General features: G+C 74.0%; 13 protein-coding genes. 3 read left to right on the forward strand and 10 right to left on the reverse strand.

From position 1 onward, the window contains the following. Positions 1 to 84 precede the first annotated feature (84 nt). Both RM479_RS20290 and RM479_RS20295 read right to left on the reverse strand, forming a co-directional pair. Positions 85 to 1,356, reverse strand: a complete 1,272-nt coding sequence (locus tag RM479_RS20290) for a methyltransferase (protein ID WP_311513336.1) — start codon at positions 1,354 to 1,356, stop codon at positions 85 to 87. Continuing rightward, positions 1,353 to 2,285 carry a hypothetical protein gene (locus RM479_RS20295; protein ID WP_311513337.1) on the reverse strand — a complete coding sequence of 311 codons (933 nt, stop codon included), beginning with the start codon at positions 2,283 to 2,285 and terminating at the stop codon, positions 1,353 to 1,355. Before RM479_RS20295 ends, RM479_RS20290 begins: the two co-directional genes overlap by 4 nt. Positions 2,286 to 2,380: 95 nt before the next feature. On the opposite strand from RM479_RS20295, the gene RM479_RS20300 reads away from it, so the two are divergent. Both RM479_RS20300 and RM479_RS20305 read left to right on the forward strand, forming a co-directional pair. Further along, entirely contained in the window at positions 2,381 to 3,046 is a 666-nt protein-coding gene (locus tag RM479_RS20300; protein WP_311513338.1) for a TetR family transcriptional regulator, read from the forward strand. Positions 3,047 to 3,074: 28 nt separating this feature from the next. After that, complete coding sequence (locus RM479_RS20305; protein ID WP_311513340.1) at positions 3,075 to 3,572, forward strand: NUDIX domain-containing protein; 498 nt, start codon at positions 3,075 to 3,077, stop codon at positions 3,570 to 3,572. 18 nt (positions 3,573 to 3,590) lie between these two features. On the opposite strand, the gene RM479_RS20310 is transcribed toward RM479_RS20305, so the two are convergent. From RM479_RS20310 to RM479_RS20345, 8 genes are all read right to left on the reverse strand, one after another. Continuing rightward, a complete protein-coding gene (locus RM479_RS20310) occupies positions 3,591 to 4,667 on the reverse strand; it encodes a hypothetical protein (protein WP_311513341.1) in 1,077 nt (358 codons plus the stop codon). Continuing rightward, a complete protein-coding gene (locus tag RM479_RS20315; RefSeq protein ID WP_311513342.1) occupies positions 4,664 to 5,713 on the reverse strand; it encodes a hypothetical protein in 1,050 nt (349 codons plus the stop codon). The genes RM479_RS20310 and RM479_RS20315 overlap by 4 nt, the downstream gene beginning before the upstream one ends. Then, positions 5,710 to 6,792 carry a hypothetical protein gene (locus RM479_RS20320; RefSeq protein ID WP_311513343.1) on the reverse strand — a complete coding sequence of 361 codons (1,083 nt, stop codon included), beginning with the start codon at positions 6,790 to 6,792 and terminating at the stop codon, positions 5,710 to 5,712. The genes RM479_RS20315 and RM479_RS20320 overlap by 4 nt, the downstream gene beginning before the upstream one ends. Next, positions 6,789 to 7,238: a hypothetical protein gene (locus RM479_RS20325; RefSeq protein WP_311513344.1), complete on the reverse strand. Its 450-nt coding sequence runs from the start codon at positions 7,236 to 7,238 to the stop codon at positions 6,789 to 6,791. Before RM479_RS20325 ends, RM479_RS20320 begins: the two co-directional genes overlap by 4 nt. Beyond that, entirely contained in the window at positions 7,235 to 7,624 is a 390-nt protein-coding gene (locus RM479_RS20330; RefSeq protein ID WP_311513345.1) for a hypothetical protein, read from the reverse strand. The genes RM479_RS20325 and RM479_RS20330 overlap by 4 nt, the downstream gene beginning before the upstream one ends. Beyond that, positions 7,621 to 8,631 (reverse strand): hypothetical protein, encoded by a 1,011-nt coding sequence (locus RM479_RS20335; RefSeq protein WP_311513347.1) that lies wholly within the window; start codon positions 8,629 to 8,631, stop codon positions 7,621 to 7,623. The genes RM479_RS20330 and RM479_RS20335 overlap by 4 nt, the downstream gene beginning before the upstream one ends. A gap of 271 nt (positions 8,632 to 8,902) precedes the next feature. Further along, positions 8,903 to 9,745, reverse strand: a complete 843-nt coding sequence (locus RM479_RS20340) for a hypothetical protein (RefSeq protein WP_311513349.1) — start codon at positions 9,743 to 9,745, stop codon at positions 8,903 to 8,905. Positions 9,746 to 9,872: 127 nt separating this feature from the next. Beyond that, a complete protein-coding gene (locus tag RM479_RS20345) occupies positions 9,873 to 11,369 on the reverse strand; it encodes an NAD(P)H-hydrate dehydratase (protein ID WP_311513350.1) in 1,497 nt (498 codons plus the stop codon). Between the two features lie 142 nt (positions 11,370 to 11,511). Between RM479_RS20345 and RM479_RS20350 the strand changes: the two genes are divergently transcribed. After that, positions 11,512 to 13,464 (forward strand): hypothetical protein, encoded by a 1,953-nt coding sequence (locus RM479_RS20350; protein ID WP_311513352.1) that lies wholly within the window; start codon positions 11,512 to 11,514, stop codon positions 13,462 to 13,464. Positions 13,465 to 13,480 lie beyond the last annotated feature (16 nt).

Raw genomic sequence — 13,480 nt, forward strand, 5'->3', positions numbered from 1 at the left:
ACCGTCGGGGGGCGAACGGGTTCGGGGCCGGCGCGTCCCGACGGCGACCGGCCCGACCGAGCATAACGGCGGGGACCCCGGGCGTCAGGGGGCGGGTTCGAGGGCCCGGGAGGGCCGGGGCCCGGCCCCGAAGGCGTCGGCGCACAGTTGCGCGAAGTGCCGCAGGACCGGCAGGTCCAGGGCCCAGCCGAGGAACGCCCATCCCAGGTTCAGGTGGTCCAGGGCGCGGGCCAGCGCGGACACCCCGCTCCAGCGGACCCCGTCGGGGTTCTCGTAGGTGAGCCGGTGGAGCACCTCGGGGTGTTCGTGGGCGGGTCGGAGGGTGAGGGCGATCGGCTCGCGCGCGCGGATCCACGCCCCGAGGCCCCGGCACATGGAGCAGTCGGCCGCGACGTACAGGGTGCCGCGCGCCCGGTCGGGCCAGGGGCGCCGGCGGGGGATCCAGGCGCGCACCCCCCGGCGGTAGTGGTCCCAGTCGTCGCCGAAGGTCGTGCGGAGCCCCTCGCCCTCGTGCCAGGCGGCGAACCCGGCCCCGTAGGCGAACGCGACCGCGGCACCGACGAGGAGGCGGGGGTCGGCGAACACCAGGGCCAGGACCAGGTACACGGCGACGATGGTGGTCTGCATGGGGTTGCGCAGGTAGGCGTAGGGGCCGCTGGTCACCAGGCGTTCCGGCGGGTCGTAGGGCAGCGGGGTGCCGTTCCCGACCCGGGCGAACTCGCGGGCGGCGGCCAGGCCGGGCAGGGCGGCCACGGCGAAGAGCTGGAGGGCGACGGGCACCCCGCCGGGGACGGCGACCTCCGCCCCGGGCAGAACGCCGACGACCGCGAGCGGAAGCACCACCATCAGCCCGAAGGAGAGCACGGCCTGGGCCCACACGCGCGCGGGCGCGGCCCGCCTCCGCCGGGTCCAGTGGGCGAGCATGAGCGCGGGGATGAGGCACAGCGCCGAGCCGACGAACTCGCCCATGAGCCAGGTGTCGTGCAGCACGACGACGGGTTCGGCGAGCGGCATGACGATGATGTCCACCCACACGAGCAGCGCGGTGAGCAGCGGCACCGGGAGGAACCGGAGCATGAGCGCGGGCAGCGCGCCCCACAGCAGGGCCCAGGCGAGGAGCAGGTCGACGGGCAGGCCCGCCCACACGGCGCCCTCGGCGTGGAAGGACCACCAGCCGACGCGCACCGCGTAGAGGTTGAGCGGGATGAGGGTGAGCAGGGCCCAGGAGGTGGAGACGATCATTCCGGCGGTCTCGCGCGGTCGGGGCGCCCGCCACAGGCACAGTCCGACGAGCGGGACCAACGGGGCGAGCAGGCCGACGCCCCGGACCAGGAGGGCGGGGAGTTCGGGGTTCATCGCAGGGCCTCGTCGGCGAAGGTGTCGGCGAGGTAGCCGGCGGCCAGGTCGGTGGCGTAGGCCTGGATCGGACCGAAGTACCAGGAGGGTTCGTAGGTGCGGTCGTAGTCGATGGTCCAGGTCATGCGGGTGCCGTCGGCCTCGGCCGTCCAGGTGGCGGTGGCGCGGTGCATGTCCATCCACCGGGCGAACGTGGCGTCCTCGGCGACCTCGAACACGACGCGACCGCCGTCGGCGCGGACCTCGCTCTCGACGATCTCCAGGTCGAGGTGGCGCGGGGTGGGCTCGGAGCCGATCTGGAAGGTGGTGCGCGGCGTGAACTCGACGGCGCGGGTGTCGCCGACGGCCAGGCCGGTGCCGGTGGCGGCGACCGGTTCGGGGAAGGGGACGGCGCGCAGGAACGGGGCCTCGAAGGGGCCGTAGGCGGGCGGGGCGGCCAGCGCGGACGCGATGTCGGCGGGGGCGGCGTCGACGAACACGGAGCCCTCGCCCTGGTCGGCGCGGGGCAGGAAGGTGATCCCGGCGACGCCTTCCAGCGTGAGGACGAACAGGAGCGGGACGGCGAACAGGGCCTGCTGGGAGCCGCGACCGCCGCGGGCGATGAGCGAGGCGATCCCGGAGACGATCGCGATCATGCCGTAGAGCAGGGGTGCGGCGATGATCAGGCACACCATGCCCTCGCCGAGGAGGAGGGCGGCCATGGCGAGGACGACGGTGAGGGCCGCCATGGAGACGCCGGTGCCGCTCTTGGGGCGGGCGGTGAACACCACGAGGAGGGCGATCGCGGTGGGCAGCCCCAGGTAGAAGAGGGCGGTCTGGTCGAGCATGCCCCAGTGGGTCACCCGGATCACGAGCACCGTGATCGGCAGGATCAGGATCAGGCCGGCGAGCAACCAGCGAGAACCGCTGGTCAAGGGATTCTCGGACACGGCGAACTCCTTCATCGATCGGTTGAATCAACCGGTTTAATCACTCGATTAAACCGTATGATGAAGTACATCGGAACAGCCGGAGGGGTGAGGGCATGGCCAAGAGCGGTGGCGGCGGGCGGCGGAGCAGTGAGGAGACCCGGGAACGACTGATCGGCGCGGCCACCGAGGTGCTGCGCGAGGAGGGCTACGCCGGGGCGTCGGCCCGCGCCATCGCCGCGCGCGCCGAGGCCAACTCGGCGCTGGTCTTCTACCACTTCGGCGGGGTCGATCGACTGCTGCTGGCCGCGCTGGACCGGTCCAGCGCCGAGCGCATGGCCATGTACCGGGAACTCGTCGCCGAGGCCCGCACCCTGGAGGAACTGGTGGAGGCGGCCACCCGCATCTACCGCACCGACCTGGAACGCGGCTACATCACCGAGTTCTCCGAGCTGGTGGCGGCGGCGGTGACCAAACCCGAGCTGCGCGAGGAGATCCGGGACCGGGCCGAACCGTGGATCGCGTTCATCGAGCACGAGTGGGAGCGCGTGGTGGGCGGTTCTGCGCTGGGCCGGCTGCTGCCCGCCCGGGAGGTCGCCTACGGGGCGATCACGTTCTACCTGGGCGTCAACCTGTTCTCGGTGCTGGACGAGGACCGCTCGCGCACGGAGGGCGTGTTCGAGCTGGCCGGCCGACTGGCCCCGCGCGCCAAACTCCTCACCCTGCGGCTCCCCCGCCGCGACCGGGGCGGCGGCGGGGACGGGGGCGCGGAGGAGCCGTAGGGTGGGGGCACACCGTACGGGAGGGCCGATGACACACGGGATCGACGACATCGACGTGGCGCCGGGGATCGTCTTCCCCGACACCTCCGACGGACGCGTCCATGTGGCGGGCGCGATCATCGCCGCCCCCGACGGGCGGATCTTCGCCCAGCGGCGGTCCGCGCACCGCAAGGTGTTCCCGCACTGCTGGGACATCGTCGGCGGGCACGTCGAGTCCGGGGAGACCATGCTGGCCGGACTGGTCCGCGAGGTCGAGGAGGAGACCGGCTGGCGGCTGCGCACCGTCGTGGCCGAGCTGTTCCGCATCGACTGGGACCCGGGCGACGGGGTCACCCGGCACGAGGTGGACTACCTGGTGCGGGTGGAGGGCGACCTGGACGCGCCCCGGCTGGAGCCGGAGAAGCACACCGAGTTCATGTGGGTGGACGAGGAGCGGCTGCCGCTGCTGCGCGACGAACGCGACCCGGGCGACTACTTCATCACCGACATCGTCAAACTCGGACTGGACGCCGCCCGGGACCTGTGACCACCACCGGGCCGGCGCTCATCCGATGACCCGCACCCGTGTGGGGTCCTCGGCGTTCCACTCGACGGGGACACCACCGGGGGCGAAGTCCCCCGAGACCTCCTCGACGTAGGTCAGACCGTCGGCCTCGTAGCGCAGGACCAGGTACTCGGCGCAGCTCCCCCGCCCCTGGGAACGGCAGGTCACCCCGATGACCTCGGCGACGCCCTCCTCCCGGTGCTCCCAGTCGACCAGGGCGTCCAGGGGCCAGGAGACGAGGACGACGATCACCGACACCGCGCACGCCACCAGCGCGGGGACCCAGAACACGCCACCGCTCACCAGACGGAACGGGCGCGGGGGGCGCGCCGCGGGGACCCGCTCGGTCCGGTGGTACCAGGCCCGGACCACCACGGTGCCCGCGCCGACGACGAACATCGCCGCGACCCCCACCGGCACGAGGCCCTCGGGAGCGGCGGCCAGGGCCGGCACTCCTCCCCGGGCGAAGGGCGGCGCGGCGAGACCGATCGCCACCACCGACAGCAGGGTCGCGCCCACGACGGGGCCGACGAGGGCGCGCGGTGTCCACCCGCCCGGTTCGGGGCCCTGGACGTGGGCCCTGGCCCGGCGCCAGGCCCACCCGGCCCGGATCCCCGTCGGCGCCCACAGGGCGTGTACGCCGAAGAGGACCACGACCGCGAGGGGGAGCGCCCACCACGGGGTCCACCGGTGGTCGGCCAGGACCGCCTGTTCGGGGTGATCGACCAGGTGGCGGACGGTGACCCCGACGGGGTCGCCGTGCCGGTACGTCCCATGGGCGAGGACGGTGGCCTCCTCGCCCGCCTCGGTGCGCAGGGACACGACCGGCTCGCCGTGGCGGATCTCCACGATGGTCGCCTCGACGGTGCGGGAGTGGTGGGCGAAGGCGATCTGCCGGACCGTCTCGGCCGAGGCGAGGAACACCAGGGCACCGAACAGACCCCCCAGGAGGAGGACCGCGATCAGGGTGGGGACGTGGTCCCGTCGGGGCCGCCGACGCGTCGCGGCCGGGCCGCGCTCCCGTTTCAGGCGGTGGAGGAAGTCGATCAGCCGCTGATCGTGCTCCGACGGGTTCACCGGATCCACCTCACGTGTTCGGGCCGGGCCACGGACCACTCCACCGGGACGAATCGCTCACTCCGCAGGTGCGACACGTCCGCGCAGTCGACGTCGATCGTCGTCCGGTAGGGCAGGTCCGCGACGGTGTGGTGCAGGTCGGCCTCGGCCCGGCAAGCGCCTCGGTCGTCCCTGGTCCGAACCTCGGAGACCAGGGCCGTGCCGGTCTCGGTGACGGCCATGGCGCGGTGCTCCCGGTAGGCGCCCCAGCCGAACCCGGCCGGGAGACTCAGCGCCGCGAGGATCAGGGCGAGGACCAGGACCGTGGAAGCCACCTTCGGGGGCAGGGTCCGGACCCGGTCCGGGACGACGCGCACGGGGGCGCGGTCGGCGTAGCGCAGCAGGGCCCGCAGCGCCAGGACGATCCCGGGCGGCAGCAGCAGCCAGGCGGCGAAGAGCGATGCCAACGCCCCGAGGTCGGGGGACTCCCCGCTCACGGAGGCCCGGATCAAACCCCATCCGCCCAGCAGCGCGCCGCCCACCGCGCACGCCGCCCCCGGGATCGCCCGTGACAGGACCGGACCCCACAGGTCGGTCCCCCGATCCCGGTCCCTGTGGGGACGGCGGCGGCTGCGGGGCGGGCGTCGGCGGCGCAGGTTCCAGGCGGCGCGCAGGCCCCAGGGGGCCCACACCACGAGCGACCCGAGACAGAGGAGGACGGTGAGCACGACGAACGGCCAGGGGGACACGTGGTCGCCCAGCACCACCGCCTCCGGTACGAACGGGACGTGCCGAACGGTGGTCTCCACCGGGTCCCCGGACGTGTGCGAGCCGTGGGCGAGCGCCTCCAGCGGGGTCCCGGTGCCGACATCGACGAGCACCACGGGGTCCCCGTCGCGCACGGCGACGATCCGCGCGGGGCGGGGCACCACCGCGAACCACCGCACCACCCACTCCGACAGGAACTCGGTGACCAGGGCGAGGGCCGCGACGAGGAAGGGCACCCACCACAGCCAGGAGAGGTCCGCGGCCGTCGGCGCGGGTCGCCGGTCGGGACGTGCGCTCATTCGGTCCCTCCTCTCAGCCGGACCCGGGCGGGATCGTCGGCCTCCCATTCGACCGGCACGGTGTCCCGCGTCAACAGCCGTTCCAGTGCGGCCTCTCCGACGCGGACCTCCTGTTCGTGGACGATCCCGTCGACCTCGTAGCGGAGCCTCACGAACGTCCCACCCTCCGCGGCCCGGACATCCGCCACCTCCGCGGTGCCCGCCACCGGTTCGCGCAAGGCGTCGGGTGCCGTGGCCGAGCCGCCGAGCAGGAACAGGGAGACGGTCAGGGCTGCCATGAGCGCGGCGAGCAGTCCGCGCGCCGTGCCCGGGGGGAGCAGCCGGAACGGGCGGGGGAACCGTCGCACAGGGCGGTCCTCGGCGTACCGCAGCGCGGCCCGGACGGCCGCGATGAGCGCACACGCCGACAGCGCGGGCACGGGAACGAGCAGGAAGGACGTCTGGGCCGTGATCACCGCCGTCCGGTCGGTGAACGCCACCACGGCGACCGGCACCATCGCGACCGCCGCCAGGACCACGGCGATGGTCAGGAGCGGCGCCAAGGGCCGGGGAGGCTGCGGCGGGCCCTGCACGTGGACCCGGAACCGGCGCACGAACCAGCCGGCCCGCAGACCGTTCCGGTGGTGGAGGGCGAACACCCCCAGGAGCAGGAGCGGGGCGGTCAGGACCAGGGGCCACCCCGGCCACGTTTCGTGGTCGACCGTCTGCGCGACCCAGGGGGCGTCCGGGAGGTGGAGCACCTCGACGGTGCGGTCGGGGTCGGGCCGGTGGTGGCCGTCCGCCCACGTGATCAGCCGCTCCCCGGCGTCGGTCTCGAAGTCCACCATGATCCGACCGGAGGAGACTTCGAGGACGGTCGCCTCGACCAGGAGGCCCTCCGCCGTGAAGGCGGCCCGCTTGAGGTGGGCCTCGGTGGCGGCGGCGAGACCCAGACCGTGGACGAGGCCGAGGACCACGGCGAGCGGCAGGACCAGGAGGAGGAACCCGCAACCGCTCATGGGCTTGTCGTTCTTGCCGACGCGGTGCTCGGGCATGAGGCGTTCGAGGAGGTCGACGTGCGCCTGTTCGGGATGCCTCATCGCACCCACCGGACGTGTTCCGGGGCGGTGGCGGACCACCGTACGTCGATCCGCCCCACCGACTCCAGCGCCGGCAGGTCGTCGCACTCCACTTTCAGGGTCGTCCGATAGGGCGGTTCGGCCGCCCTGTACGCCACCAGGGCACGACCCGGGCACTCCCCGTTGCGGGACGGCACCGTCCGAACGTCGACGACCTCGGCGGTGCCCGACCCGGTCAGGGCGGCTGTGGACCGCACCGCGTACTTCCCCCACAGGAGCGCGGCGCAGCCTCCCGCGATCCCGATGACCGCAGCGGACACCCGGAGTGCCCGGACGGCTCCGCCCGGAAGCACCCGGAAACGCGCCGGAGGACGGACCCTCACCGGTGCGCGCTCCGCGTACCGGTACAGGGCGTTGAGCGCTGACCCGGTGCCGGCGGGAACCAGCAGCTTGCCCTTGTGGCTCACCGAACGCCCTCCACCCGGACCAGACTCGGGTCGTCGGCGTCCCAGGCCACCCGGGCCTCCTCGCCCGGTTCCAGGTCCAGGCCCGGCATGTCGGTGGTCGCCGTGCAGGCGAGGCCGTCGACCTCGTAGGCGCGGGTCGCGTACTCCCAGCGGGTGATGAGGTCGCCCCCGCCGCCCAAGAGTCCGATGAGGCCGAGGAGCCCGCGGAGCGCGAGCCCGATGTTGATTCCGATGGCGTCCCGGGTCGAGAGCCGGTCCAGGCGGACCTCGGCCAGACCCCGGGGAAGTCCGACCGGTTCGAGGAAGGAACGGCCCTGGCTCGGACGGTAGGGCCGCCGCTGCGAGGCCGGCCTGCGCTTCGATCGCCGCTGACGGTGCGCGCTCATTCGGCCGTCACCACACGAACGCGAGCGGGGTCGGACGCCGGCCATTCCACGTCGACTTCGGTGGTGCCCTTCAGGAGGTCCACGGCGTCGTCGGAGCAGAACTCCGTCACCCGCTGCTCGTAGGTGAGACCGTCGGCCGTGTATCGCAGGTCGGCGGACCAGCGGCACGGGCCTCGGCCGCCGACCTCGCCCTGGCTGAGGATCTCGGCCGTGCCGGCCGCGGTGGTGTCGCGTGCGAAGGCGCGGTGCTCCAGGTACAGGCCGGTGAGGCCGTGGGCCGACAACCCCAGCGGGACACTCAGGAAGGCGGCGCAGCACAGGACCACGCCCGTGCCCCGGGGCAGCAGCCGAATGGGGCGGGGCGGCCGCGGTGCCGGGGCGTGCTCGGCGTGGAGCAGCAGTGCCCGGGCGCCGAGGGCGAGCGCGCCCGTGGCGAGGACGCCCGCCGCGATCAGGGCCGGGTAGGGCGCGATCCTCACGAAGGCGGCGGTGGCGGCCGCAGCGGTGACCAGGGTCGACGCGCTTACCGTCCAGGGCAGGACCCGCCGCCGCGCCTCGCGCGCGGTGCGTTCGGCACCGTCCTTGTGGGCGCGAACCCGGTGCCGGTGGTGGGCGTCGCGCAGCGAACCCGGGAGGTACCACAGGCCCAGGCCGAGGACGGCGGGGAGCGTGAGGGCCACCACCCACCAGGGGCGCGGAGTGTACCCCTCGGTGACCACCACGGCGGGGTCGCCGGGCAGGTGGCGGACCGCGACGTCGCGGGGCCCGCCGTGGTCGTGGCCACCACGGGCGATGGCGGTGACCTCGGTGCCGTCGGCGGTGGTGAAGGAGACCCGCGGATCGCCGTTCACCACCGCCACGACGCGGGCGGTGGCCGGGTGGCCCCGCTCGGCGAGTACCCGGTGTTCCTCCTGGTATGAGGCCAGCGCGGCAAGACCCGTGCCGGCCAAGCCGCCGACGGCGATCACGGCGAGCACCGCGAACGTCCAGGCGGTGAGCGGTCGCATCGGTGCGTCGGCCGGATCGGGGCGCGCGGCGGGCCACGCGCGTACGTGGCGGTCGGCGCGCCGCCGTGCCCCGCGGCGTTGCCATTCGGGGGTCGTGTGGGGGCGGTGGCGGGTCTTCCCGCGCCGTGTCACCGGGTTTCCCCGCGCGGGGCGATGGGGTGCCGGAAAGATGCGCCGGGGAAACGGGACACGGGGGATCCTTCCGGGACAGGGGACATCCGATTCGTCTTTTTCATTGACGCGTCGACCGGGCCGACGGTTTCCCTGCCGTTCACCAGAGGTGCAGGGCCAGGAGTCCCGCACCGGTCCAGGCCATGAACAGGTTCCCCTGGATCGTCCGTTCCCGGTCCAAGCCCCGAGGCGGCAGGTCTTCGGTCGCGGGTCGGGTGGCGGCGACGAAGTCGCGTACGCGGTCCGCGAGCCAACGGTTACGGCCGGGGGTGCGGCCCCAGGAACCAGAGGTCACCGATGTCCCATCGGCGAGGCGCACGGTGAGGGAACGCCTCCCCGGCTCGACGCCGGCCACGAGTTCGACCGGGACGATCGTGGTGCGCCGCCCTCCGCGCAGGTACAGATGGGTGCCGGCCAGCCTGATGCGCGGGACGATGAGGACCTGCACGACCACCGACCCCACGACGGCCAGAGCCACGAGGACGGCCCCGGAACCCCGAGTGAGGCCGTCGGTGAGGTCGACCGTCACCCCGCAGAGCGCGATCACGACGGCGAGGAGCACGACCCCGACCACCCTCCTCTTCCGGTGGGCGAGAGTGCGCGGTGGCAGCGGGTGCGGTTCCGGCCGGCCGCCCGGCCCCCTACCGGTGCGCAGGCGGCGCAGCGCCTTGTCGACGGCCGGCATGCCGACGACCCCGTAGGCGGTGATCATCGCGCAGCCCTGGAGCACGGCCGTGGGCTCCACGTTCCACACCACCAGCACGATGACGACGAGTCCCAGGTAGAGCCGCGTGCAGGAGAGGGGCAGCGGGACCGCCCGCAGCACCAGGCGGACCAGGCCGTCCACGGGCTCGCGGGACACCCGGCGGTCGTGCACGATGAACCGGGCCTCCAGGCACAGCGCGACGGCGAGACCCGTGGCGAAGAGCAGGACGTGGATCACGACGCCGACCGGAGGGCGGACGGCAGCGGTGCCGCGAGGAGGAGCGCGGGAGGGGGGATCGGGGACATGGGGGAATCCATCCGGCCATACGGTCGAGGAGCACCCAGAGTGTCACATTCCGCTCACCTCACATCCCCTTCGTCCTGTTGTGGCCACGGATCCGCGCGATCGCCCGGGGGATCCCCGACAGCAGGTCCGAGGCGCTGATCGGGGCGCCGTCGTGGGCCAGGACCGCCGCCCGGCCGTGCAGGTGCGCGCCGCACACCGCGGCCTCCGTCGCGGGCAGGCCCGACGCCATGAGCGCGCCGATGATCCCCGACAGCACGTCGCCGGAACCGGCCGTGGCCAGCAGCGGCGTGCCCGTCCCGTTGGCCGCCACCGGCGATCCCGGATGGGCGATGAGCGTGGTCGATCCCTTGAGCAGCACCGTGCAGTTCAATTCGCGGGCCGCCCGGGTGACGTGTTCCAGGCGTCGCGCCTCCACCTCTTCCCGGTCGGTGTCCAGGAGGCGGGCCAACTCCCCGGCGTGCGGGGTGAGCAGGGTGGGCGCGGTGCGGGTGCGGACCAGGTCGGACAGGGTGCCGGCGGCGATGATCGTGAGGGCGTCGGCGTCGGCCAGCACCGGGAGGTCGCTCTCCAGCACCACGTGGAGTTCGTCGACGTTGCCGGGCAGCACACCCCGGCCGGGACCGATGACGACGGCGGCGGCCCGGCCCGGGTCCAGGTCGGTGCTGCTGAGCGGATCCACGTCGTCGGCGACCACCTCGGGCCAGCGGGCGAGCACCTGGTCCACCACCGGGGAGGGACCGGCGTAGCGGACCATGCCCACGCCGGTGCGCAGCGCCCCGCCGACGGTCAGGACGGCGGCGCCCCGGTAGTGGGCCGAACCCGCGCGGACGGCGAGGAGGCCCCGGCGGTACTTGTCGGATTCGGCGTCGGGGACGGGCAGCAGCGGCGCTATGTCGGCGTCCTCGAAGGACAGCAGGGACGGACCGGGCAGTTCGGGCCCCAGGCCGATGTCCACGAGGTGGACGCGGCCGGCGCGGTCGGCCCCGGGGTCGATGAACAGGCCGGGCTTGTACGTGCCGAAGGTGACGGTGACGTCGGCGCGGACCGCGTGCCCGGTCACCTCTCCGGTGTCGGCGTCCACCCCGCTGGGCAGGTCGACCGCGACCACCGGGGCCGGGGCGGTGGCGGCCAGCCCGGCGAGGACGGCGTGCGGCGCGCGCAGCCCGCCGCGACCCCCGATGCCGAGCATGCCGTCGACGATGAGGTCGGCGTCGAACAGGGTGTCCTCGGCGGTGTCCTCCTGGAAGTCGGCGATCCGGCCCCCGGCGGCGCGCAGGGCGGCCAGTCCGCCCTCGTGGGCCCGGTCCCCGGCGAGCACGGCGCGCACGTCGGCGCCCCGGGCGGACAGGTCGGCGCCGGCGTAGAGGGCGTCGCCGCCGTTGTCGCCCCCGCCGACCAGCAGCACGACACGGGATCCGTACACGCGCGGCAGCAGCCGGGCGCAGACGACGGCCAGGCCGGTGGCGGCGCGGCGCATGAGCGCCCCCTGGGGCAGGCGGGCCATGAGCGCGGCCTCGGCCTCACGGACGATGCCGACGGTGTGTGCGGAGCGCACGGGTGGACCTCCCCGGAACGTGACGTGGGCACCATCGTGCCCCACCGGGAGGGTCGGACACCCCCGACGCCACGCGGGGATCCCCCGATCGAATATCACCATTCGAGCACCCAACGGAGTGGCCTCTTGACACAATGGAGTCATGCCACGACCGAGCAAGTACACTTCCCGGTCCGATCTCGGCTGGGGCCCCTCCCCCGCCGGCCGCGCGAACCCCCGCTCCGGCCTGGTCGTCCACTACGACAGTGTCGACCAGAACCTCGCCGGCAAGGATCACTCGGCCTGTGTCGCCTACTGGAACGCCACCCGTCGCTTCCACACGGGCCCCTCCCGAGGCTGGGCGGACATCGGCTACTGCGTCGACGAGGAGACGGAGATCCTCACCGAGGACGGGTGGCGGACCTTCCGCGACATCGCCGAGGGCGATCTGGTCCTGACGCTCGACCACACCACCGGCCTGTCCCGGTGGCAGCCCCTCCAGGCGGTGAACGTGTTCCCCGCGCTGCCCCGCGAGCTCGTCCTCATGGAGGGCAGAGCCCACTCGTCGCTGACCACCCCGGGACACCGTTGGCCGGTGGAACGCCGCCCGACCCGGCGGCCGGGCCGGGACGAACGCCCGGGCCCGGGGTTCGAGCGCGCGTGGGCGGTCACCGAGGAGCTCACCTCACGCGATCGCATCCGCACCGCCGCGCCCTGCGGCGACCTGCCGGTCCAGCCCAAGTGGCCCGACGCCCTGGTCGAACTGGTCGGCTGGGCGTGGACGACCGAGGGGCACCGGCCGGTGATCCGGCGGCCGAGGAAGCGCGACGGCGAGAGCGCCGTCCGGGTGCGCACGGCACTGCACGCCCTGTTCGGGGCGGCGATGGAACCCGACACGACCGCGGACGCCCGGCCCGGGTGGTGGGAGCGGTACACCGTGGACACGGCGGTGTTCCGGCTGTCGCCCGCCGCGGAGCGGATCCTGACCGAGCAGATGCCGGGGCGGGTGCCCTCCCACGCGTTCCTGCGCTCGCTCACCCGGGCCCAGCTCGACCTGTTCCTGCGGGTGACCATGTCGGCGGGCGGGCGCGACGGCCGGTTCCTCGAACGCCCCGACCGGGCGGGGGCGGAGGCGTTCCGGTTCGCCGTCATCCTGGCCGGACAGGCCGCGACGGTGCGCGGCGTGCCGCTCGGGGGGTGGCGGGTCGAGCTGTCCCCCGAGCACGGCTTCAGCCCCCGGGCGGTGGCGGCCCGCACGCCGGGGTTCGTCGTCTGCCGCATCCGGTACGAGGGCCACATCTGGTGTCCCACCACGCCGGACGGGACCTGGCTGGCCCGGCGGGCGGGCACGGTGTACTTCACCGGGAACTCGTTCATGGCCTGCGCGCACGGCCACGTCCTGGAGGGACGCGGGCTGTACCGCGTCCAGGCGGCCCAGCCGGGCGGGAACTCCTCGCACTACAGCGTCACCCTGGCCACCGGTCCCGGGGACGGCATCCCCCGGGAGCAGGTCGAGGCGGTGCGGCGACTGCGCGCGTGGCTGATGGAACCGGCCACCTCCATCTCCGGGAAGGTGCTGGGGCACCGGGACTTCGTCGCCACCTCCTGCCCCGGTGACAAGGCCTACCGCATGGTCCGGGACGGCACCTTCGCCCGGCCCCCGAGCTACTCCGAGGGAGACGATGACATGCCCGGCCACCGCAGGTTCGAGAAGGACGAGGCCCAGGAGTTGGTACCGGGGACGTGGGCGAGCCTGCGGTTCGACCGGCGTCACGACGGGCGCACCGGGGCGCTGTACGCGCTGGTGGGGACCGATGAGCCGGGCGGCGCCCTGTACGACCTGTCGGTGGGGGTGACCATCGAGGGTCTGGCCCCGGGCACGGAGGTGCGCTTGCGCGCCACCGAGTACGAACCCGACGGGAACGGCGGCTGGAGGGTGGCCCGCAACCGGCCCATCGACTCCCCCGTGCAGGCGACGGGCGACGCGCACTTCACCTACGCGTGGAAGGGCAACCTGGCGGCGGGGCGCCGGGTGCGGGTGCGGGTGGCCCAGTTCGGCGACCGACCCGCCCGGGTGACGGCGGCCACCGCCGACGTGTTCTTCTGGCCCAGGTGACACGGACACCTTCGGT

The organism is Nocardiopsis lambiniae (assembly GCF_031845465.1).
Lineage (GTDB): Bacteria > Actinomycetota > Actinomycetes > Streptosporangiales > Streptosporangiaceae > Nocardiopsis > Nocardiopsis lambiniae.

Bases quoted from the DNA above. Each gene is read 5' to 3' on its own strand.
- RM479_RS20290 (WP_311513336.1), bottom strand. From the start codon at position 1,356: ATGAACCCCGAACTCCCCGCCCTCCTGGTCCGGGGCGTCGGCCTGCTC.
- RM479_RS20300 (WP_311513338.1), top strand. From the start codon at position 2,381: ATGGCCAAGAGCGGTGGCGGCGGGCGGCGGAGCAGTGAGGAGACCCGG.
- RM479_RS20305 (WP_311513340.1), top strand. From the start codon at position 3,075: ATGACACACGGGATCGACGACATCGACGTGGCGCCGGGGATCGTCTTC.
- RM479_RS20315 (WP_311513342.1), bottom strand. From the start codon at position 5,713: ATGAGCGCACGTCCCGACCGGCGACCCGCGCCGACGGCCGCGGACCTC.
- RM479_RS20320 (WP_311513343.1), bottom strand. From the start codon at position 6,792: ATGAGGCATCCCGAACAGGCGCACGTCGACCTCCTCGAACGCCTCATG.
- RM479_RS20330 (WP_311513345.1), bottom strand. From the start codon at position 7,624: ATGAGCGCGCACCGTCAGCGGCGATCGAAGCGCAGGCCGGCCTCGCAG.
- RM479_RS20335 (WP_311513347.1), bottom strand. From the start codon at position 8,631: ATGCGACCGCTCACCGCCTGGACGTTCGCGGTGCTCGCCGTGATCGCC.
- RM479_RS20350 (WP_311513352.1), top strand. From the start codon at position 11,512: ATGCCACGACCGAGCAAGTACACTTCCCGGTCCGATCTCGGCTGGGGC.